Genomic DNA, 21,589 nt, shown 5'->3' on the forward strand with positions numbered 1-21,589 from the left:
GTCAGAGAAAAATGGATCCGTATTCAGGATACGAACAACGGACGATCGCGGACGGCGTGGGCTTCGGCGAACATGTCCAGCAACGGATCCGACAACTCCATCAGTTCGGGCAGGCACTCGCAGATCGCAGCAGTCACGTCGTCGCAGAAGTCGCCCAACCGAATGGTGCACGCGGCGACCTCGGCCGGATCGAGCGCGAGCAGACGCTGCGCCGCGATCGCCGAGCCGGTCATCGTGATGTACACCTGCACCGCGGCCGTGTCGGCAACCGACAAGCCTGCCGCGAGTCCGACATGCCCTGCGGCGACGGCCAGATGCGGCTTGCGCCCGATCGACGTCCAATCATGGTGCGGCCAGGCCGACTTGGCCAACCGGAGCAGACCTCGGCCCTGCGCTCGTGAGGCAGACCTGGCAGCCGGAGACGGTGTCCGTGCGTCGCATTCGGCGTCGGCCTCGTCGGTGTCGAGTGTGCCGTGGACGAGCGCTGCTGCCACCGACGCCGTGGTGGCACCGGAGGTCCTGATGCGGCGCCGAAGGAATGCTTCGAGTGTCGCTACGTCCCGAACGAAGCCCGAGGCGATGGCTTCCTCCACTCCACCGGAGTGCACGTGCCCACCCGTGGGCAAACGGGAATCGGCAAGCGAGAGAAGCGTCGTCACCTGCAGGCGGGCGGCCGACGAGTTGTCGGCGGGCGAGTGTGCAACAGCCGTCATCAGAAGAGGAAATACCGTTGCGCCATCGGCAGTTCGGTTGCGGGCTGCTCTGTCCACACGTCGCCGTCGATCCGCACGGTGAAGGTGTCCGGATCCACCTCGATGTTGGGCAGGGCGTCGTTGAGGGGCATATCGGACTTCCTGATACTGCGCACGTTCTTGACCGGAACCAGCCGTCGATCGCAGTTCAGGCGCTCGGCGAGTCCGTCCTCGATTGCCTGTGGCGCAACGAAATGCAGCGAGGTCGCGGCCGCTGCCTTCGGCGATGCACCGAACATCGGACGGGGCAGTTCGGGTTGCGGAGTCGGGATGGACGCGTTGGCATCGCCCATGGCCGCCCAGGCGATCATGCCGCCCTTGACGACCATGTGTGGACGCACGCCGAAGAACGCCGGATCCCACAGCACCAGATCGGCGAGTTTGCCCGGTTCGATCGAGCCGATCTCGTCGTCGAGGCCATGCGCGACGGCCGGGCAGATGGTGTATTTGGCGACGTAGCGCATGACGCGGTTGTTGTCGGCCCCGTTGTCACCGGTCAGGAAGCCGCGACGAGACTTCATCACGTGCGCCGTCTGCCAGGTACGCAGAACGACCTCACCGATACGGCCCATTGCCTGCGCATCGCTGCCGATCATCGAGATCGCACCCATGTCGTGCAACAGATCCTCGGCGGCAATGGTCGACGGCCGGATGCGGCTCTCGGCGAAGGCCAGGTCCTCGGGGATCGAGGGACTGAGGTGATGGCACACCATCAACATGTCGAGATGTTCGTCCAGTGTGTTCACGGTGTGCGGACGCGTCGGGTTGGTCGAGCTGGGCAGGACGTGCGGTTGGGACGCGACGGTGATGATGTCGGGCGCGTGTCCGCCGCCCGCACCTTCGGTGTGGTACGCGTGGATACCACGACCATTGATCGCGGCGAGGGTGGTTTCGACGAATCCGGCCTCGTTCAAGGTGTCCGAATGCAGCGCCGCCTGCACTCCGGCGTCCTCGCACACTCGCAGACACGCGTCGATGGCGGCGGGAGTCGATCCCCAGTCCTCGTGCAGCTTGAATCCCGATGCGCCCGCACGCAATTGCTCCCACATCGAGTCCGGATTGACCGTGTTGCCCTTGCCGAGCAGCACGATGTTCATGGGCCAGTCGTCGAGAGCTTCCAGCATGCGAGACAGGTGCCAGGCACCCGGGGTGACCGTGGTGGCCTTGCTTCCCTCGGCCGGTCCGGTGCCGCCGGCGATCACGGTGGTGATGCCTCCGCCGAGAGCTTCCTCCTTGATCTGCGGGCAGATCAGATGGACGTGGCAGTCGATCCCGCCGGCCGTCACGATCTTTCCGTTGCCGGCAATGATCTCGGTCGACGGTCCGATCACCAGATCGGGATGGACACCGGTCATGGTGTCGGGGTTGCCGGCTTTGCCCAGTGCCACGATGCGCCCGTCGCGAATACCGAGGTCGGCCTTGATGATTCCCCAGTAGTCGACGACGACCACCCCGGTGATCACCGTGTCGGGAGCACCGTCGGCACGGGTGGCTCGCGACTGCCCCATCGATTCGCGGATCACCTTGCCGCCGCCGAACACCGCCTCCTCGCCGGCAATGCCGGGACCACCACTGCGGTCCTCGGTGACCTCGATCAAAAGATCCGTGTCCGCCAAGCGAATTCGATCACCCGTGGTGGGACCGAACAACTGGGCGTACCGACTCCGACTCATACGCGCCATCAGCTGTCCAACTTTCCGGGAGGTGTCATGCTCAGTCCGTGGACCTCGCGCGTGCCGCCGAGGGGCACGAGCCGAACCGTCTGTTCGATACCGGGCTCGAATCGCACCGCCGTGCCGGCCGGGATGTCCAGGCGGTGCCCGTGGGCCAGCTCGCGATCGAACCGCAGGGCATCGTTGGACTGCGGGAAGTGCACATGAGAGCCCACCTGCACCGGCCGGTCCCCTGCGTTCACGACGGTGAGGCTGATCGATTCGGCACCCTCGTTGATCTCGATATCACCTGCGACGGTGATGATCTCGCCCGGGACGAGGTGCCCGTCGCCTCGTTTCGGTGAGATCGGCTCGTGCACCGTGATCAGCTTCGTACCGTCGGGAAAGGTCGCTTCGACCATCACCTCGGGAAGCAACTCGGGAACGCCTCCGAGAACATCGTCGGCATCGAGAATCTCGCGACCCGAGGACATCAGGTCTGCAACGGATCTCCCATCGCGGGCACCCTCGAGGAGGTGATCGGTGATGACCGCGATCGCCTCGGGATGATTGAGTTTGAGGCCGCGAGCCTGGCGACGCCGCGCGAGCTCGGCCGCATAGCTGACGAGCAGTCGATCCTGCTCGTGCGGAGACAACCGCATTGGAGTTCTCCGTCCCGATCGGTGATGGTGCTCGGCAATTCTGACACGCCTGCGACCTTCCGGCAGCGGAGTGCGCGACCGCCCTTCACCCGAGGGGCGCCGTCACCGATCGATCGAGCAGGCCCCGCAGGACGTCTCGGTCGATACCGGAGGCCACGTCCTGCATTTCGGCGATATCGAACGCACCCGCATCCAGTCCCCGCACCAGCACCCCGGCCAGCGCCTGAGCAGTGGCGGGCTCGTCCATCACTTCGCCGCCCTGGCGATCGAGATAGCCACCCAATCGAGCAGCGGCGACCGGCATGGCCCGGCGAAAGAACCCGAAGGTGGCGAGCCACCGCGTCACCAGGTGGCCGGGGTGCATGTCCCAGCCCTGATAGAAGCCGCGTTCGAGGGATCTGGTGACCAGATCGACATGCCGCCGCGCCGATGCTGCCACCTGTTTCGCGTCGCCCGTCGGCACCACCTGAGTCGAGCCGTCGCACACCCACACTCCGGTCTGTGCGGCCGCCACCAGCATTACGTTTTTCGCGTGGTCCGCCACCGGATGAGCCAGCGACTGTTGAGCGGAGGTGATTCCGCATGCGGCGCTGTAGTCGTATGTTCCGTAATGCAGGGACGTGCAGCGTCCGTTGGCCCGGGTGATCGCCCGAGCCAGGGTCGTCGTGCCGTCGGCCCCGATCACCGCCTGAGGACTTTCGATCTGCAATTCGAATCGCAGGGCGCGCTCGGGGAGTCCGTGCGCGCGCTCCAGTTCCTCGCAGAGCGCGACCACAGCGGTCACCTGCTCCACGGCACGCAGCTTGGGCACGGTGAACACGAAACCGCCGGGCACTCCCCCGGCCCCGTCCAGAACGAGCTCAAGGGTACGAATTCCGCGCCGACGCTCGTGCGCTGCAAGACCTTTGGCGCGAATGCCCAGCCAGGACGGGCCGGCGGAGTCCTTCGCCAACTCCGACAGTGCTGCCCCGACAGCCGTCGCATGCCGGTCCTCGACGGCGTCCGACCGCCACCCGTAGCCGTCCTCGAAGTCGAACCTCAGATCCTGGATGGGGGCACTGTTCAACCTGTCACGCACGAGAGGCAGCGCGTTCACGGTGTCGAGTTCGGCGAACGCTTCGGGGTGGGAATCGAGAATGTCCGAGGCTGCGGCACCCCACTCGGCGTGTACAGCCGCCGAGGCATCCGCCGCCGAGACATAGACGGTATGGGAGGGTTGCCCACCGATTCGGTCACCCGGATAGCGCTGTGCGAGTTCGTCGTCGATGGGACCGAACAATGACTCGAGGCGATCGACAGCGTCGCGGGTCAGCGCGGTGACTGGGGAATCTGGATGCTGGTTGTGTCCCGTCATGGGCATCACTGTCCCAGATGTGCGGTGTTTTCGATATTTGCCAGCCGGACTTTGCCCTGGGCCACCAGGCGTCCACTCTCGTCGGAGATGTCCACCTGCCACAGCTGTTGGGTACGGCCGCGGTGAATCGGATGTCCGTGTGCGGTCAAGGTTCCCGATCGGGTCGCCCGGACAAAGTCGGTGCTGTTGTTGACACCGACGACGTGTCCACGAGAGCCGAACCAGGCCGACCCACCGATACTCGCCACCGACTCGACCACCGAACACAGCACGCCCCCGTGCATGATTCCGGCCGGTTGATGAAGCTGCGGGGTGACGGTCCATTCTGCGCGCACGTCGTCGCCGGACACCTCGAGGTATCGCAGGCCGACGACCCCGTCGAACCCTCGTGCACACAATTCGGTGAGCTGTTCCGGCGTCATGGTGTCGAAGGTGCTCTCCCCCGTGGTGCCGTTCGAGTCCGTCATAGCGTGCCTTCCGGTTGCGTCGAGATGGTCCGGCCGACTCGGCTGTCGACTCTCGTTCAGAGATACACGACGATCGACCCACAAAAATCGGTGGGCCTCTCGTTCGTCGATAGAACGAGAGGCCCACCGTGGCAAGGACCGGGAGTCACTGCAGCCCTCAGGACTCCGGCGCGGTCCGTTGGTACGAACTCAGGATAGGCAAACCTTATTCAGAAAGCAAGAGAGTCACGACGCTCGGAGTCTCGCTCGCCCCGGCACCCCGACGCGCGAGCGGACGGGGGCGCCGGCATCGACCATGGCGTCGAGCAGCATCTGACCCCGGCGAGCCCCCGCAGACGCGCTCGACCCCGCCAGAATCGGTACGTAGGTCGACGCGCCGAGGATGGCGTCGCCCACCAGGGCCCAGAACACCCGCACGTCCAGCGGGGCGCGATCCGAGATCGCGCGAAACACCGCATCGAGCGACGTCGTGCAGCGATGCGCGGTCCAGACCAGCAGAGCCTGCTCACACGGCAGGACGACCGTGCCCGGCGCACCCACAGCCGGATCGTCGGGCAGCACCCTCAGGACCGGCGATGCGACACCCGCCCAGTCGATTCCGCCGTCGCTGTCCATGTGAATCCACAGATTGTCGATACCCGGATCCCAGGCACGACCTTCGAGGACCAGCAGCGCAGACACTCGCCCGACCACCGCATGGATCAAGGCCGTTGCCACCTGAACCGCAGCCGCTTCGGGGACGTCCAGATCCTCGAGCGACCGCCGGTACATCTGCTCGACGCGTCCGTCATCGAGACCGACGGCCAACTGCCACCACCGACGCTTCCCCTCGTTCGCCATCGCTGCCACTGCGTACATCCGCGGGTAATCGGGATTCAGCGAGCGAAGGGTCTCGCACGAGTCGGTCAACAGTGCCGCCCCGCCGGACCGATTCGAGTGTCGATGAACATCGGCCCAGTCCGTGAACGCCACAGTTGCAACTGACACCTGAATGCTCCTTCTGTTCGTGACGGGCGGACTCGCCGCACCCTCGGTATCTATGTAGGTTAGCCTAACCAGATAATCGAGCAGTCAGGCACCGCTACCCTTACCTCGTCACGCACAGAAGGCAAGGGTTCCGTAACCTAAACCAAGTCCCTTCGATACAGCGAGGAGTCACGACCACTGTGACCACAGCTCCGCTACTCGGCCCCCACGGCTCCCGTCGGTCGCCCGACGAGCAGTACGGGAAAGAGGACGTGCCCTCGGGCCCGCCCCCGCGGAGTACCCGCATCGCTGCCGGAGTGATAGACGCCCTGATCGTGCTACTACCGCTGTTCGTCGGATGGTCGATCGTCGACGCTCTCCGCGACGACAATGGCGGCGGACAGGCCGACCGATTCGTGTTCGGAGCGATCGCAGTGTGCGTCGCGGCGGCATTGTTCGTCTGGAACCGCGGGTATCGCGACGGCAACGAGGGGCAGAGCACCGGCCGTCGCTGGCTGGGGCTGACACTCCGAGACAGCGCCACCCACGGCCCCGTCGGCATACGTCGTGCCCTCCGTCGCCAGTTCGGCATCGGCCGCGCGTCATCCGAGATCGTCCGAGAAAAGGCCGCTGCGGCCGAAGGATTCGAGCCGATCCCCAAGGACGGTTCGGTAGCTGCCATCCGAAGGCGGAGGTTGCTCGGCCTGGCAGTCCTGATCATCGCGCTCGTGGCCGGCATCCTCGCCAGTATCGCGATCGGCGCGCGACCCCTGACGTTCGCCGAAATCGCGCACGCTCTACTGAATTCGACGGGCACCGACACCGACATCATCGTGCGCACGTTGCGCGTCCCGCGCACGGTGCTCGCACTGGTCGTCGGCATCGCACTCGGCATCGCGGGCGCTCTCATCCAGGGACACACCCGCAACCCATTGGCCGACGCCAGCCTGCTCGGCCTCAATTCCGGAGCGGCGTTCTTCGTCGTGATGGCCATCTATCTCTTCCGATTCACCTCGCCCAGCCAGTACCTCTGGTTCGCGTTCGCGGGGTCGGCGGTGGCGAGCATCGTCGTGTTCGGACTGTCGTCGATAGGGTCGGGAAGATCGAGCCCGATCAATCTCGCCTTGGCCGGTGCCGGAGTCGCATTCTTCCTCTCGGCGATGACCAATGCCGTCGTGCTTCTCGATCAGACGAGCCTCGACGGCTACCGCTTCTGGGTGGTCGGATCCGTGGCCGGTCGCGGGCTCGATGTCCTGTGGCAGGTGCTGCCGTTCCTGGTGATCGGCGTCCTCATCGCTCTGGCGAGCACTCCGGGCCTGAACGTCATGAGCCTCGGCGAGGACGTCGCTCGGTCACTCGGAACCAATATCGCGCTCACCCGTACCGTCGGCATCCTCGCCATCACACTGCTGACCGGCGCAGCAACCGCAGCATGCGGGCCGATTGCCTTCGTGGGCCTTGTCGTACCCCACATCGCTCGCGCAGTGACCGGACCCGACTACCGCTGGCTCGTCCCCTACGCAGGTCTCATGGGTGGGGTCATGCTCATGATCGCCGACGTGATCGGCCGCGTCGTCGTGCGCCCGGGCGAACTCCAGGTGGGCATCGTTCTTGCCCTGGTCGGAGCACCGTTCTTCATCGCTCTCGTCCGACGCAGAAAGTTGGTCGGCCTGTGAGCACCGATCTGGAACCGAAGACACCGTCGTCCGCCGCGAGTGCCGTTCCCGCCCGGCCTGCGTTCCGCCTCGGCCCGATATCCCTGGTCCGACGACCGTTGATGGTCCTCGTCACCGTCGTGCTCGCCGCGGCCCTGGTGCTGATCATGTGTGTGAACATCGGACGCGGTGACTTCCCCTTGTCGATCGCTCAGGTTCTCGATGTCCTGCTCGGCGGCGGGTCGAGAATCGAGCGATTCATCGTCATGGATCTGCGCCTGCCTCGATCGCTGACCGGCCTCCTCGTCGGGGCCGCACTCGGTATCTCCGGAGCCATCACCCAGTCGATTTCCCGCAACGCGCTCGCCAGCCCCGACATCCTCGGCATCACCGCCGGTTCCAGTGCCGCAGCCGTCGCGCTGATCGTGCTCGGCGGAGGCGGCAGCTTCAGCGGACTGCTCGCCACCCTCGGCCTGCCGCTCGCCGCACTGGTGGGCGGTGTGATCACTGCGATCGCGATCTATGCCCTCGCGTGGCGCAAGGGTGTCGACGGGTTCCGTTTCATTCTGGTGGGAATCGCCGTCAACGCCATGCTCACCGCCGTCATCGGGTGGCTGCTGATCAGTGCCGACATCAACGACGTCTCGCGCGCCCAGGTCTGGCTCAACGGCTCTCTCAACGGTGCGAACTGGGCGTCGGTCTGGCCGGTAGCGGCCGCTGTGGTCATCGTCGGCGGCGGCACCGTCGTCGCGACGTTCACGCTCGGCGCGCTTCGACTGGGTGACGACAACGCCAGATCGCTCGGCGTACGCCTGCAACACAGCCAGGCAGTGATGCTACTCGCCGCCGTCGCTCTCGCCGCCGTCGCTACAGCCGCTGCCGGGCCCATCGCTTTCGTGGCGCTGTCGGCACCCCAGGTCGCCGTACGAATTCTACGAACGCCGGGCCCGCCGATCATCGCGTCGGCGCTACTCGGCGGATTGCTGGTGGTGGCAAGCGATCTGATCGCCCGCACGATTCTGCCGGTGGAGCTACCGGTCGGCATCGTCACCTCGGCCCTCGGCGGACCGTTCCTTCTGTACCTTCTCGTTCGCAGTAATCGAAAGGCTTCCGTATGACAACCAGCCACGCCTCGCGTCTCATCGCGGAAGATCTCAGCCTCGGTTACGGTGACCGCACCATCGTCGACCACCTCGACCTGGAGATACACACCGGGGTCATCACCACGGTCATCGGTCCCAACGGCTGCGGCAAGTCGACGCTCCTGCGTTCGCTCGGTCGCTTGCTCAAGCCCAAAGCCGGCAGTGTGATGCTCGACGGACGGGCGATCTCCTCGATGAAGACCAAGGAGGTTGCCCGCACTCTGGGCATGCTGCCGCAGGCACCGACCGCTCCCGAAGGACTCACCGTCGCCGACCTCGTCTCGCGTGGCCGTCACCCGCATCAGTCCTGGATCAGACAGTGGAGCTCGGACGACGAGGCCGAGGTGGCGAACGCACTCGAGCTGACCGGAGTCGGCGATCTCGCCGATCGGCCCGTCGACGAACTGTCGGGCGGCCAGCGGCAACGCGCATGGATCTCGATGGCGTTGGCCCAGGGCACCGACATCCTGCTGCTGGACGAGCCGACCACCTACCTCGATCTGGCGCACTCGGTCGAGGTGCTCGACCTGGTCGACCGCCTGCACGACGAACTTGGCCGCACCATCGTCATGGTGCTGCACGACCTCAACCTCGCGCTTCGCTACAGCGATCGGTTGATCGTCATGAAGGAAGGGCAGATCGTCACGTCCGGTCGGCCTCAGGATGTCATTTCCGAGCAGCTGTTACTCGACGTGTTCGGGCTGGAGGCCGCCGTCATCGACGATCCGATGTCCGATCGCCCGCTCGTCGTTCCGATCGGCACGCGGCACGTATACGGGTCGATCGGCGGGCCTCAGAAGTCACGCAATCGCTCGGCCGCGGGCACCTCCACTACGCTCCAGTAGCGCCCCGTCACCGCTCGATCATGGTGCGTACCAGTTTCAGACCCTGACCGATCGACACGTCCGGCAGGTAAGCCCGCCCGATCGCGTTTCCGATGCTGGGCAGTGCGGCCGGATCGGCGAATGTCATGTGCATCGGTTCGTAGCGCGGCTGGAATTTGGATTTGAACGCCAACAGTGACCGGAATCCGTAGACGGGTTCGAGAGTTCGTCCGAGGACGTCCAGTAGTCGCTCCAGCAGTCCCGACAGAGTCGACTGCTCAGCGCTCGCCACGTGTTCGGGTTGCTTTTCGTCGACCTTGGCCAGCGGTGCACCGGACAAGCTGAGGAATCGAGCGCCTTCCTGCTCGAGCAGCAGGGCAGCCGACGCGATGAGGAATTCCATCGTGGGCCGAAATCCCTCGGACCGACGTCGCATGAAGTCGAGCGTCCAGCCGACGATGACGCCGTCCTCGTACACCGGCATCCACGAGGTCACTCCGTGCACCGTCCGATGCTCGTCGACGGCGATCAGACACCGGACGTTCTCGTCGTCGACCTCCTCCAGACCGCCGAGGGTGAACCCCATCTCGGGCATGCCCTTGTCCGCTACCCATTCCTCGGAAATCGCGGTGATCTGGTCGGTGATCGCCAGTGGCGCCGAGGGGAAACGAATCCACTCGGCGACGACACCTGCCTTCTTCGCCCGATTGAGAGCGGTCCGCACGTCCTGGAATCGTTTGCCGGTGAAGGCGATTCCGTCCAGGTCGAGCACCGTCTCCTCACCCACCTGGATTCCGCCCCACCCGAGTGAATCGGTGACTCGACGAACATCACGGGTGACCGAGTAGAAGCACGGTATCCACCCGTTCTCCGACGCGAACTCGGCGAAGTCGACGACGTTGTCTCGCAGGGACGCCCGCGGCCCGACAGGATCGCCGGTGGTGAGCGCCACCCCGGAGATGACGCGGTACGCGACGTAGCTGCGCCCATCCGGACCGAACCAGTACTTGTTGCCGCGCCACGTCGTCATCCACGACAGAGCAGAACCACTGCTCGACATCAGCAGTCCGCGTGCCCGTTCGGTCGCGTCGGTTTCCGTCCCGTACACCGGAGTGAGGAAGGTGCTCGCGGCGAACACGCACACCACAACCCAGAACACCACGCCTGTCCACTCGAACAGCAAGGTGGTCGGCACGCTCTGCGGCAGCAGAGCGGGTTCGAGCCACTGCAGATAGACCGGCGGAACCAAACGCTGCGGGAAGTCCGCCAGCAGGCCACCGAACGACGGCGAATCGGCGAACCCCCCTCGCGCCAGGTACCCGCCGATCGAATACACGAGCCCGAGTGCCACGCCGACTCCCACCACCGACGCCCCCCACCGCCGATAGGTGCCCGAGGGCGCCGACACATCGAAGAACCTTCGGGTGACGATCAGGACCACCAAAACGATCAGCGGCAACAGGAACGGCACCGCGGTGCGATAAGCCGTCGGTGATTCGAGACCGTAGAACAGGGACTGGTCGTCACCGGCCTCGAGGAACCGAATGGCGAAGTTGGCCACCGACAACGCGAGCAGAACCAGTTGCGAGACAACCGCCATCGCCCATGCGAAACGTCGGCCCCGGCGGAGCCCGTCGCTGACCACCAGCAGGAACAGGGACGGCATGATGCTCAGGATGGTCGGTCCGACTCCCCCGAGCCTGAGATCGAGCAGACCGCGGCGGCATTCCACCGGGTCGGTGATCGCATCGGCGCAGATTTCACGGACCTCGGCCGCTGTGTACGGAACCCCTCGAACGACGTCCCGAAGAACCGCGAACGGACCGACCGCGTTGGGACTGAGGGCCGCCAGCACCGGACCGAGAGCGCTCGCGGCCACGATCAACGCAACCAGCACTCGGCCTTCGCGCTGGGTACCCGCCAAACGGGGACCACGCGCCGAACGGCCGACGATCCACGGCCCGGCAACCAGACCGATGACCGCGGCGGCCAGTCGAACCACGTCCTGCAGGTGCCCGCCGAACAACGCCAACGTCACCAGTAGCGCCACTACGCCGACGCGAATACGTCTGCGCCACAACGTATCCATTCGCGAAGTCGCAACGAGCACCACGCCGAATATCCAGGTCGTCGGACCCACAGCGGTTCCGACGTGCAATCGGAAGCCCCAATCGGCGTCGAAGGTCTTGGCCAGAGCAGCAAGACCGAGACCGAGTAGCGAACCGGCCACCTGTGTGACGAATGCAGCGATAGCGAAGCGACGGGACCCGATCCGGCGCTCGATGGGCGCAGCGGCGAGGAGAACCGCCACGGTCGCCACCAGACAACCGGCGATGTTGGGTGCCGCCAATCCCGATGTCAGCGGAGTCCACAGGTGCCAGTGCTCGAACGGCATGATGCCCACGGCAAAGAACCTGTCCAATTCGCCGCGGTCGTCCAGTACTGCCGCGGCGATGCCGGTAACCCATACGATCGCCAGCAGCGCGAAGCTGACGGGGGCTCCGACCGCACCGAACACGATGAGTGACCACAACCGCAGCAGCTGACGCATCGCCGCGGATGATCCCAACCTCAACGCCTTCGTCCGCCTCGCTACCCACGATGGTCCGGCGGGCTCCCCGGCTTCGGCCGATGCCATCGACGAGGTGGCTGCTGCCGGTGGCTCCGGCTCGGTCACGTTCACGAAATCAACCCTGTCCTCGTTGCCAGCCATGGGAGCTCACGGCGGAGGCCTTCCGACCACACCGCGAAGCTGTGTCCGCCCGGTACCTCCACGTATTGCACGTCCATTCCGGCGGCCTTCGCTGCGTCGTACATCTCTTGTTGGCCCGGCTTGTAATCCTTGTCGTCCGAACCCACGACGAAAATACCGGCCGAATCGGGGTACTGACGTGATTTGAGCAGGTCGAGCGGGTTGATCGCGGTGAAAGCCGCAGAATCGCCACCGAAGGCCTGCTGCACTGTTCGATCCCGATCGCCGAGAGTGGGTTCGCGCTGACCGGACAGGTCGAGGAACGTGGGATAGACGTCCGGATGATTGGTCGCCATCTGAATCGAGCAGGTCCCGCCGTAGGACAATCCGCCGATGGCCCAGTGCGCGCGATTCCGGTCCACCTGCAGCGCGTTGTCGATCCAATCGGGAACATCCTTCGACAGGTACGTGTCCACGTTCCCCAGCGGTGAATCGACACAGAGCGGATTCGCGATGGACGACCCGGTGCCGTCGGCGACGACCACGACCGGCGCCAGGCCCGCATGATCACGGGCGAAGTTGTCCATGGTTTGGGCCAACTTTCCTCCGTTCAGCCAGTCTTCGGGCGCCCCCGGCTGCCCAGCGAGCAACACGAGAACCGGGAGGAGCGGACGAGGATCGGCGAAGTACGCAGGCGGTAGGTAGATCTCGGCGTCTCGGGCGGAGAAGTTCGACGCCGTGGCCGGAATGGAGGCGGACGTGATTCTCCCGGCGGCCGCCAGATCTGCGGGCGCGGTCCAAACGGAATCCAATGGCGTGCCGGTGACGGTCTGCGCTACGTCGGCCGCCACGTCCGAGAATTGGATGCGGGCAGCGGACTCGACCCCGAGAGCATTGCCCACGGTGGGATACGCGTCGAACTCGAGGTTGACGTGCAAGGCCGCCGTCGCCACAACGAGCACCGCCGCTGTCACCGACGCAATTTTGCCCACCACCCCGCGGGCCGCGATCAGGCGAGAAGCCACGGCGAACAGCGCAGCCAGTCCCACCCCGATCCACACGTAGATGGAGGTGGCGATCGGATCGGGGAAGGGTCGCCACACCTTCTCGACCACCACGTAGCCGACTGCCGTGACCACGATCGCGCCCGTCGCCGCGATCGGCAACGCACGTGTGGAGTATCTACGGGACGTCGAGACGAGCAGCCACAGTCCACCGAGTGCGCCGAGAACGGACACGATCACCGGTACCGGGCCATCGATCAACGACAGAGAATCGAACCAATCCACGCGATGTCTCCGCTCAATTCGCCGAAGTCGGGCCGAGGGGCGGCACGATCACTGGACAGAATATTCACCCCTGGATCCTTGCGGTCCAGACCCACCGATTCGATGCCGTCTCGGGTATGACCGAAACCACACCACCTGAGCGAGCGGTACTACCACCAGTAGTACGCATCCGCGTCGGAGTAGCCGTAGACTCGGACGAATGGCAGGTCTTGGTGAACTAGAGCGCGCAGTGATGGACCATCTGTGGGAGTCCTCGGATCCCCAGACAGTTCGTCAGGTCCACGAGGCGCTGGCAACACATCGTGAGCTCGCTTACACGACGGTGATGACGGTGCTGCAGCGGTTGGCGAAGAAGAAGTTGGTCGTTCAGCAACGCGACGATCGTGCGCATCGGTACGCACCTCTGCACGGACGCGACGAGTTGGTCGCGAGCCTGATGGTCGACGCGTTGTCGCAGGCACCAGCGTCCGGTGGCCGCGCTGCCGCACTCGTCCACTTCGTCGGACAGGTGGGTGCCGACGAAGCCGCCGCACTCCGTGAGGCACTCGCCGCGCTGGAAGTGGCACAATCGACGAGAGAGTCCCCTTCGGCTGGAGATGGCCGTCCGACGGACTGACGCTCGCCGTAGTAAGTGAGGACATGAACTCGACGACTGCGTTGGTATTCGCGGTACTCGCGCTGATTCTGGCGGGGCCGGTGCCGGCCGTGCTCGCTCGCGCCAGTTGGCCGTACAGGTCCCCGCGTGCAGCGCTGGTTCTGTGGCAGGCAATTGCGCTTGCCGCTGTGTTGTCCGCGTTCAGCTCCGGTCTCGCCATCGGCGGACTGCTGCTGGTCCCCGGCCCGGACGGTCGCCCCACCACGGCACCCACCGACGAGATCGACGCGCTCGGACTTCCCCTGTGGATCCTGTACGTGTTCGTACTCGCGATCACGCTCGGCATCGGTGCCAAGTTGATGTTCTCCGTCGTTCAGGTAGCAGTCCGAACCCGCCGACGCCGCTCTCGACACCGCATGCTCGTCGACCTGCTGGACCGAAACAACCTGAGCGAAAATCCTTTTCGTGGCCTTCGTGACGCAGACATCCGCGTACTCGATGCGGCGGAACCGATCGCATACTGCCTGCCGGGCCTGCGCCAGAGGGTGGTTCTGAGCCGGGGAACACTCGCCAACCTCTCCGAAGCCGAAGTCACCGCCATCCTCAGCCACGAACGATCACATCTTCGTGCCCGCCACGACCTCGTGCTCGAAGCATTCACCGCCGTCAACGAAGCATTTCCGAGAATCGTGCGCAGCAAGTCGGCCCTCGGCAGCGTGCAACTGTTGGTCGAACTTCTCGCAGACGACTCGGCAGTCAAGGTCACCGGACCCACCCCACTCGCTCGGGCCTTGATCACGTGCGCCGGGTCCACTGCACCACGAGGCGCGATGGCCGCAGGCGGACCGCACACCCTCATCCGCGTTCAACGGTTGAGCGGACCTGGACGCGACGTCCGCATCGCTGCGGCCGCCTACGCCGCCGCTGTGGTGATCCTCGTTCTCCCGACGATCTATGTGGCCATGCCGTGGCTGGAGGAACTGAGCAAACTGGTCGGCTGAATCGCCTATCGGTCGGGGTCGTACAGGTCACATCGACTCAGGGTGAACAATTCGCGGTGCGTCGAGTACAGTGGAACTCGGTCGCCATCGCGACCATGCAATCGAAATGGCACAAACAGCCCCACTTTATGCGGTTCTCATCCGCATTCTGATGGCCAGGTGACAGTGCCCTGGCTCGTATCAATGTGTTCTGGCTGTTTTTCGTGTTTCCCTTCTCGTTCGGGTGCTCTCAGCTTCGGGCTTATTGGCGTGCCCGTAATCCGGAGAGGCTTTACTGCGTGACCCACGCTGTTTCCAACACACCCGTTTCCACCACGTCCGACGCCACGGCTGCCACGACGCCCGCAGCGGCACCGGCGTTCACCTTCGCCGAGCTCGGGCTTCCCGAGGCCGTCGTCGCCGCTTTGGCGCGCAACTCGATCACGGTGCCCTCCCCCATCCAGGAGAAGGCCCTTCCCGACGCCATCGCAGGTAAGAACGTTCTCGGTCGCGCGCAGACAGGTTCGGGCAAGACCCTTGCCTTCGGCCTGCCGATTCTGCAGCGCCTGTCGCTGCACACTGACCGACCGGCCGCCAAGCGCCCGCGTTCGCTCGTACTGGTTCCGACCCGCGAACTCGCTTTCCAGGTCGTCGAATCTCTCGCTCCTTACGCCAACGCGCAGGGCCTTCGGGTCATGCCTGCCGTCGGCGGCACCCCGTTCAACAAGCAGGTCGAGCAGCTCCGACGCGGAGTCGACGTACTCGTCGCCACGCCCGGCCGCCTCGCCGACCACCTTCGTCAGGGCACGTGCATCCTCGATTCCATCGAGATCACCGCACTCGACGAGGCCGACCAGATGGCCGACATGGGCTTCCTGCCCGAGGTGCGTGCCGTCCTCGCCGACACTCCGGCAGACGGACAGCGCATGCTGTTCTCGGCCACCCTCGATCGCGAGGTTCAGTCACTGGTCCGCCAGTTCCTGCCCGACCACGTCGAGCACTCCACCCAGGACGGCAAGGCCAGCGTCCGGACCATGGACCACTACGTCCTCATGGTCGACCGGGGTCAGAAGGATCTGGTTCTCTCCGAGATCGGTGCCCGCGAAGGCGGCCGCACCATCATGTTCGCGCGTACCAAGCTGGGTTGCGACGGAATCACCGATCGCCTTCGTGCGCTCGGTATCGCCGCGGAGTCACTGCACGGTGGCAAGGCACAAAATCAGCGCACCCGCGTTCTCGAGCGTTTCAAGAACGGCCGCACCCCCGTCCTCGTCGCCACCGACGTTGCTGCTCGCGGAATCCATGTCGACGGTATCGACCTGGTCGTTCACGTCGATCCGCCCGCAGACCACAAGGACTACCTGCACCGCGCAGGACGTACGGCACGCGCCGGCGAGAAGGGCACCGTCGTCGCGATCGTGCTCCCCAACCAGCGTCGTCAGGTTCTGCGTCTGACCGGTATGGCCGGCGTCAAGGCCACCGCCGTCAACGTCTCGCCCGGTTCGGCCGAACTGAACAGCATCACCGGCGCGAAGAAGCCCACCGGTGAGCCGTTGCGCGCCGAGTCCACTCCGCGCGACCGGAACAGCCGTCCCGGCTACCAGGGCTCCAATCCCCGCAGCGGCGGTGGATACCAGGGCTCCAACCCCCGCTCCACCGGCGGATACCAGGGCTCCAATCCCCGCAGCGGCGGTGGATACCAGGGCTCCAACCCCCGCTCCACCGGCGGATACCAGGGCTCGAACCCCCGCAGCGGCGGTGGATACCAGGGCTCCAACCCCCGCTCCAGCGGTGGATACCAGGGCTCCAACCCACGCAGCGAGGGTGGATACCAGGGTGACCGACCGCGTCGCACCGAGTCGAGCTCGTACCGCGGCTCCGAAAGCCGTGGCTACGAAGGCCGCAGCTCCGACAACCGGGGCTCCGACAACCGCCGCCCGGCGTCCGCGCCCCGCCAGGACGAGAACCGGTCGGGTGGCTTCCGTAGCCGCACCGAGCGTCGCTCGTACGACGGCTTCGAGGGTCCGGCCCGCAGCCACTGATCGGTTCGCAACCGTGAGGTCGTGAATCGACCGGAGCATATTTCGACGACACGAGGTGTCGCATTCTTCGCGAATGCGGCACCTTTTGTCGTTGTCCACGGACAGGTTTGAGCTCTGCTCGGGGGGTTGGCTCGCGCGACGTCGCTCGGCAGGGAAAGCTGTCTGTATGACCTCAGCAGCAGAACCGACAGAACTGGCTCAGATCGGAGTCACCGGACTCGCCGTCATGGGCTCCAACATCGCGCGCAACTTCGCTCATCACGGTCACACCGTCGCGTTGCACAATCGCAGTGTCGCCAAGACCGATGCCCTGATCGCCGATCACGGCAGCGAGGGCTCGTTCATCCGTACCGAAACCATCGAGGAGTTCGTTGCGGCTCTTGCGAAGCCGCGCCGGGTTCTCATCATGGTCAAGGCGGGAGACCCGACCGACGCGGTGATCGAGGAGCTCGCGGGCGCGATGGAGGAGGGCGACATCATCATCGATGGTGGCAACGCGCTCTACACCGACACCATCCGCCGTGAGGCCGCCATGAAGGAGCGCGGCCTGCTCTTCGTCGGTGCCGGCATCTCGGGAGGCGAGGAAGGCGCACTCAACGGCCCGTCGATCATGCCGGGCGGCCCGGCCGAGTCCTACAAGGCACTCGGGCCGCTGCTCGAGTCCATTGCGGCTCAGGTGGACGGCACGCCGTGCTGCACTCACATCGGACCCGACGGCTCCGGCCACTTCGTCAAGATGGTGCACAACGGCATCGAGTACGCCGACATGCAGCTCATCGGCGAGGCGTACAACCTGTTTCGCGACGCCCTCGGTTACACCCCGGCGCAGGTTGCCGATGTGTTCACCGAGTGGAACAACGGTGATCTCGAGAGCTACCTGGTCGAGATCACCGCCGAGGTCCTCCGCCAGGTCGACGCCAAGACCGGCAAGCCGCTGGTGGACGTGATCGTCGATGCCGCCGAGCAGAAGGGCACCGGCCGCTGGACCGTGAAGGCGGCCCTCGACCTCGGCGTTCCCGTCACCGGTATCGCCGAAGCTGTCTTTGCCAGGGCACTCTCGGGATCACGGGCTCAGCGCAAGGCAGCCGTCGGGCTGGCCTCGGGGACGCTCGCCGACAAGCCCACCGACGCAGAGCAGTTCACCCACGACATCAGCCGGGCTCTGTACGCGTCGAAGATCGTGGCCTACGCACAGGGCTTCGATCAGATTGCGGCGGGCAGCGCCGAGTACGACTGGAACCTGCATCCCGGTGACCTCGCCACCATCTGGCGCGGCGGTTGCATCATCCGCGCACGGTTCCTCGACCGCATCAAGGACGCGTACGACGACAACGCCGAGCTCCCCAGCCTGATCCTGGCACCGTACTTCCGTGAGGCAATCGAGAACGCGATCGACAGCTGGCGTCGCGTCGTCATCACCGCGGCCTCACTCGGCATTCCCGTTCCTGCGTTCGCGTCCTCGCTTTCCTACTACGACGCCCTGCGGGCCGAGCGGCTACCCGCGGCCCTGACGCAGGGACAGCGCGACTTCTTCGGAGCGCACACCTACGAGCGAACCGACTCGGAAGGAAAGTTCCACACGCTCTGGAGCGGCGATCGCTCCGAGATCGAGGCCTGAGCAACCCTCGTCCACCGGTGGCGCTGCGTGCTTCATGCGGCGCCACCGGTTCGTGGACGATCGCAGTCAGTAGGGCAACGGACCGAGCACCGGTTGGACCACCGTCGAGGGAATGCCCTCCCACGGCAACGAACCCTCGCAGTCCTTCCACACGGCCTGAACGGCGCTGAAGCACCCCGTGCCGTACAGGTCCGATGCCGCGTGGAGAATGTCTGCACAAGCCGGTACGTCGATGGTGAAAATCTCGAATCCTGCTGCCCAGCAACCGATTCCAGATTCGACCTCCAAGAGACCCGAAGCGACCGAAGTGCCGAGCGCGTTCAGTATTCGTGAAGATTCGTTCGGGTCGCGACCCGTCACGACGATTTCCGGACTTCCGAAACCGGTGAGACCGACGGTGTAGCAGAATGCCGGATGGATACCGTCCCGGTCGACCTCCGATTCGACGTACTGCAAGGCCCATCCGAATCGATCGATGGCGCTCTTCACCTCTCCGATGTACTCGTCGACGCCGTAGCCGTCACACATCCTGCACATAGCTCCCCCACTCGGCGAGCGGTCGCCCCCACAGCAACCGCGATGTCGAACGCATTCGAACGTGCGTTCTACGCCCGAGTATTGCGCGCGGCACCGACAAGAACATTCCATGCGTGTTCGACGCGGCGGTAAGGTCACAGCCATGCCGGGTCAATCCGCTTCATCATTCGCAGACCTGGGACTCCCGGTGGTTCTCGTACATTCGCTAGAGAAGGCGGGTGTGTCCCATCCCTTTCCGATCCAGGTTGCCGCAGTCCCCGACGCACTTGCCGGCCGCGACGTACTCGGACGCGCCCCGACCGGATCGGGCAAGACGCTTGCGTTCGGGCTTCCACTGCTCGTACGACTGGCAGGTCGTCGAAGCGAGCGAGCGGCACCGCGTGGGCTCGTGCTCGCTCCGACTCGGGAACTCGCACTCCAGATCCACGAGGTACTCGACCTGCACGGTGCCACGTTCGGCCTGCGGACCGTCGGTGTCGTAGGCGGTGTCCCCCTCGAACGAAATGTGCGCGAGATTCAGCGCGGTGTCGACATCGTGGTCGCCACCCCCGGTCGTCTCAACGACCTGCTCGAGCGGCGTTCCATCGCGTTGAATCGCGTCGAGATGACCGTCGTCGACGAAGCGGACCGAATGGTGGACATGGGGTTTCTGCCCCAGATCGAATCGCTGCTGGCCGCGACGCCGCCCGACGGCCAGCGCTTGTTGTTCTCGGCAACCCTCGACCAGGACACCGACCGCCTGGTCGAGAGGTTCATGGACGATCCGGCTGAGCACTCCACTGCCGAATCGGTGAGCACGCCCGACATTGCGCACTACGTGTTCGAGGTCGACGCCGCGCGCAAGACCGATGTCGCTGCCGCACTTGCGAACAGGGACGGTCGCACGATGCTGTTCGTACGTACCACCCACGCGGTCGATCGACTCACCGACGAGTGTCGCCGACTGGGCGTACCCGTATCGTCGTTGCACGGCAACAAGACTCAGGCGCACCGCACGCGTTCGCTGGCCGCCTTCGCGGACGGGAGCTCGGCTGCGCTGATCGCAACCGACGTCGCAGCGCGCGGTGTTCACGTCGACGACGTCACGCTGGTGGTGCACGTCGACCCACCGATGGATTCCAAGGACTACGTGCACCGTGCAGGCCGAACCGCGCGAGCCGGGGCCAGCGGAACCGTCGTGACGTTGGCTACCGAAGATCAGTTGGCGCGAGTGCGCGCCATGGCGGACGAAGCGGGAATCTCGGCCACCGTCGTCGATACCGACGCGGACCCCGTCTCGTGGCGCCGGATCACCGGCGCTCGCACCCCCATCGGCAGACCACTGTCGAATCCGGCCGACACCTCGCGATCCGCCCGCGGCGATCTGCCGGAGCGAGGGGCACGACGGGGTGCCGCACCCGCGCGGCACGAACGGCGTGGCCGAACCGGAGGCAATCGGGGCACCGGCCGAGGACGACGCGGGTGACCTCGCCCTGGTTGTCGGTTGTGCTCGCTCTGATTTCGGCGTTCCTGTTCGCGTGCGCGGCGGTGGCGCAACAGAGCGCCGCTGCGTCCGTTCCGGAGGGAACGTCGCTGGTGTCGGCCCTCGTTCGTAGTCCTCGATGGTGGATGGGCGTGATCGGAGACGGGGGTGGCTATGCGGTACAGATCGCGGCGCTCTGGGTCGGTTCGGTCCTCGTCGTGCAGCCGCTGCTCGTCACTGCCCTGCTGTTCGCACTACCGATGTCGGCGAAATTCGCGCGCCGATCCCTGCCTGGGTCGACCTGGGCACTCGCGTTTCTCCTCGCCGCCGCGCTCGCGGTCTTCATCGTGGTGGGCGACCCGAGCGAGGGCACAACCGACGCTCCTCTCGCAGCGTGGATCGTGCCTCTGATCGTTGCCGCTGTCGTGATCGGGGGCGCGGCAGTGGCCGGTCTGGTGCTGTCCTCCCCCGGCCTGCGGGCCCTGCTTCTCGGAGCTGCGGGAGGTCTGCTGTTCGGACTCGCTGCAGCTCTCACCAAATTCGTGACCGACCTCGTCGACGCCGATCCACTTGCAGCATTGACGGCATGGCAGACCTACGCGCTGATCGGGTCCGGCGTTGTCGGTTTCTACTTGCAACAACGCGCGTTCCAGGTGGGGCCGCTGTCTGCATCGATGCCGGCCGTCACGATCTGCGAACCCCTCGGTGCGGCATTCATCGGAGTGACGGTCCTGGACGAGAGAATCAGAACCGAGGGCGCAGCCCTGGCGACGATCGTGGTGGCGATCGCCGTCATGATCGTCACCACCGTCCTCCTGTCGCGCACTCAGGCGGCGAACACTATCGATTCGACGGCAGCAGACCGGGCGTCGAACACAGGAACTTCGTCCGACCGGTAGT

The 21,589-nt window shown here is 65.4% G+C and carries 18 protein-coding genes; 9 read left to right on the forward strand and 9 right to left on the reverse strand.

The genetic code is table 11. The features are described from left to right. Positions 1-23: 23 nt before the first annotated feature. From CH275_RS01090 to CH275_RS01115, 6 genes are all read right to left on the reverse strand, one after another. Entirely contained in the window at positions 24-713 is a 690-nt protein-coding gene (locus tag CH275_RS01090) for an urease accessory protein UreF (protein ID WP_094674380.1), read from the reverse strand. After that, positions 713-2,434: an urease subunit alpha gene (locus tag CH275_RS01095; RefSeq protein ID WP_094674382.1), complete on the reverse strand. Its 1,722-nt coding sequence runs from the start codon at positions 2,432-2,434 to the stop codon at positions 713-715. The genes CH275_RS01090 and CH275_RS01095 overlap by 1 nt, the downstream gene beginning before the upstream one ends. Continuing rightward, the gene (locus CH275_RS01100; RefSeq protein ID WP_094674384.1) at positions 2,434-3,066 is read right to left on the reverse strand and encodes an urease subunit gamma; all 633 of its coding nucleotides are present in this window, start codon (positions 3,064-3,066) and stop codon (positions 2,434-2,436) included. The genes CH275_RS01095 and CH275_RS01100 overlap by 1 nt, the downstream gene beginning before the upstream one ends. 85 nt (positions 3,067-3,151) lie before the next feature. Then, positions 3,152-4,420 (reverse strand): DUF6986 family protein, encoded by a 1,269-nt coding sequence (locus tag CH275_RS01105; RefSeq protein ID WP_094674643.1) that lies wholly within the window; start codon positions 4,418-4,420, stop codon positions 3,152-3,154. Between the two features lie 5 nt (positions 4,421-4,425). Then, on the reverse strand, positions 4,426-4,887 hold the full coding sequence (locus CH275_RS01110) for a PaaI family thioesterase (RefSeq protein WP_094674386.1): 462 nt from the start codon (positions 4,885-4,887) through the stop codon (positions 4,426-4,428). A 225-nt stretch (positions 4,888-5,112) separates the two neighbouring features. Further along, complete coding sequence (locus CH275_RS01115) at positions 5,113-5,874, reverse strand: hypothetical protein (RefSeq protein ID WP_094674388.1); 762 nt, start codon at positions 5,872-5,874, stop codon at positions 5,113-5,115. Positions 5,875-6,053: 179 nt separating this feature from the next. On the opposite strand from CH275_RS01115, the gene CH275_RS01120 reads away from it, so the two are divergent. From CH275_RS01120 to CH275_RS01130, 3 genes are all read left to right on the forward strand, one after another. Continuing rightward, positions 6,054-7,529 (forward strand): iron chelate uptake ABC transporter family permease subunit, encoded by a 1,476-nt coding sequence (locus CH275_RS01120; RefSeq protein ID WP_094674389.1) that lies wholly within the window; start codon positions 6,054-6,056, stop codon positions 7,527-7,529. A gap of 101 nt (positions 7,530-7,630) precedes the next feature. Next, positions 7,631-8,626, forward strand: a complete 996-nt coding sequence (locus CH275_RS01125; protein ID WP_373453662.1) for a FecCD family ABC transporter permease — start codon at positions 7,631-7,633, stop codon at positions 8,624-8,626. Continuing rightward, positions 8,623-9,495, forward strand: a complete 873-nt coding sequence (locus tag CH275_RS01130) for an ABC transporter ATP-binding protein (RefSeq protein WP_094674391.1) — start codon at positions 8,623-8,625, stop codon at positions 9,493-9,495. The genes CH275_RS01125 and CH275_RS01130 overlap by 4 nt, the downstream gene beginning before the upstream one ends. Positions 9,496-9,502: 7 nt before the next feature. On the opposite strand, the gene CH275_RS01135 is transcribed toward CH275_RS01130, so the two are convergent. Continuing rightward, positions 9,503-12,025 (reverse strand): bifunctional lysylphosphatidylglycerol flippase/synthetase MprF, encoded by a 2,523-nt coding sequence (locus CH275_RS01135; protein ID WP_256990815.1) that lies wholly within the window; start codon positions 12,023-12,025, stop codon positions 9,503-9,505. 128 nt (positions 12,026-12,153) lie between these two features. Beyond that, on the reverse strand, positions 12,154-13,455 hold the full coding sequence (locus CH275_RS01140; RefSeq protein WP_094674392.1) for an alpha/beta hydrolase: 1,302 nt from the start codon (positions 13,453-13,455) through the stop codon (positions 12,154-12,156). 199 nt (positions 13,456-13,654) lie between these two features. Here CH275_RS01140 and CH275_RS01145 point away from each other — a divergent pair, with 199 nt between their 5' ends. From CH275_RS01145 to gndA, 4 genes are all read left to right on the forward strand, one after another. Further along, complete coding sequence (locus tag CH275_RS01145; protein ID WP_094674393.1) at positions 13,655-14,071, forward strand: BlaI/MecI/CopY family transcriptional regulator; 417 nt, start codon at positions 13,655-13,657, stop codon at positions 14,069-14,071. A 23-nt stretch (positions 14,072-14,094) separates the two neighbouring features. Beyond that, positions 14,095-15,051 (forward strand): M56 family metallopeptidase, encoded by a 957-nt coding sequence (locus CH275_RS01150; protein ID WP_094674394.1) that lies wholly within the window; start codon positions 14,095-14,097, stop codon positions 15,049-15,051. A 278-nt stretch (positions 15,052-15,329) separates the two neighbouring features. After that, complete coding sequence (locus CH275_RS01155) at positions 15,330-17,072, forward strand: DEAD/DEAH box helicase (protein ID WP_094674395.1); 1,743 nt, start codon at positions 15,330-15,332, stop codon at positions 17,070-17,072. Between the two features lie 166 nt (positions 17,073-17,238). Next, a complete protein-coding gene (gndA, locus tag CH275_RS01160; RefSeq protein WP_094674396.1) occupies positions 17,239-18,690 on the forward strand; it encodes an NADP-dependent phosphogluconate dehydrogenase in 1,452 nt (483 codons plus the stop codon). A gap of 66 nt (positions 18,691-18,756) precedes the next feature. On the opposite strand, the gene CH275_RS01165 is transcribed toward gndA, so the two are convergent. Beyond that, positions 18,757-19,218: a DUF4262 domain-containing protein gene (locus CH275_RS01165; protein WP_256990803.1), complete on the reverse strand. Its 462-nt coding sequence runs from the start codon at positions 19,216-19,218 to the stop codon at positions 18,757-18,759. A gap of 229 nt (positions 19,219-19,447) precedes the next feature. Between CH275_RS01165 and CH275_RS01170 the strand changes: the two genes are divergently transcribed. Continuing rightward, positions 19,448-20,692 carry a DEAD/DEAH box helicase gene (locus CH275_RS01170; RefSeq protein WP_256990804.1) on the forward strand — a complete coding sequence of 415 codons (1,245 nt, stop codon included), beginning with the start codon at positions 19,448-19,450 and terminating at the stop codon, positions 20,690-20,692. After that, positions 20,689-21,588 carry a DMT family transporter gene (locus CH275_RS01175; protein WP_094674398.1) on the forward strand — a complete coding sequence of 300 codons (900 nt, stop codon included), beginning with the start codon at positions 20,689-20,691 and terminating at the stop codon, positions 21,586-21,588. Before CH275_RS01170 ends, CH275_RS01175 begins: the two co-directional genes overlap by 4 nt. The last annotated feature ends 1 nt before the right edge of the window (position 21,589 follow it).

This window comes from Rhodococcus sp. 06-235-1A (assembly GCF_002258785.1).
In the GTDB taxonomy this organism is placed as follows: domain Bacteria; phylum Actinomycetota; class Actinomycetes; order Mycobacteriales; family Mycobacteriaceae; genus Rhodococcoides.

Excerpts from the sequence above, each read along its gene's own strand:
- CH275_RS01090 (WP_094674380.1), bottom strand. The coding sequence starts at position 713 with ATGACGGCTGTTGCACACTCGCCCGCCGACAACTCGTCGGCCGCCCGC.
- CH275_RS01095 (WP_094674382.1), bottom strand. The coding sequence starts at position 2,434 with ATGGCGCGTATGAGTCGGAGTCGGTACGCCCAGTTGTTCGGTCCCACC.
- CH275_RS01100 (WP_094674384.1), bottom strand. The coding sequence starts at position 3,066 with ATGCGGTTGTCTCCGCACGAGCAGGATCGACTGCTCGTCAGCTATGCG.
- CH275_RS01105 (WP_094674643.1), bottom strand. The coding sequence starts at position 4,420 with ATGACGGGACACAACCAGCATCCAGATTCCCCAGTCACCGCGCTGACC.
- CH275_RS01110 (WP_094674386.1), bottom strand. The coding sequence starts at position 4,887 with ATGACGGACTCGAACGGCACCACGGGGGAGAGCACCTTCGACACCATG.
- CH275_RS01125 (WP_373453662.1), top strand. The coding sequence starts at position 7,631 with ATGGTCCTCGTCACCGTCGTGCTCGCCGCGGCCCTGGTGCTGATCATG.
- CH275_RS01130 (WP_094674391.1), top strand. The coding sequence starts at position 8,623 with ATGACAACCAGCCACGCCTCGCGTCTCATCGCGGAAGATCTCAGCCTC.
- CH275_RS01135 (WP_256990815.1), bottom strand. The coding sequence starts at position 12,025 with ATGCGTCAGCTGCTGCGGTTGTGGTCACTCATCGTGTTCGGTGCGGTC.
- CH275_RS01145 (WP_094674393.1), top strand. The coding sequence starts at position 13,655 with ATGGCAGGTCTTGGTGAACTAGAGCGCGCAGTGATGGACCATCTGTGG.
- CH275_RS01150 (WP_094674394.1), top strand. The coding sequence starts at position 14,095 with ATGAACTCGACGACTGCGTTGGTATTCGCGGTACTCGCGCTGATTCTG.
- gndA (WP_094674396.1), top strand. The coding sequence starts at position 17,239 with ATGACCTCAGCAGCAGAACCGACAGAACTGGCTCAGATCGGAGTCACC.
- CH275_RS01165 (WP_256990803.1), bottom strand. The coding sequence starts at position 19,218 with ATGTGTGACGGCTACGGCGTCGACGAGTACATCGGAGAGGTGAAGAGC.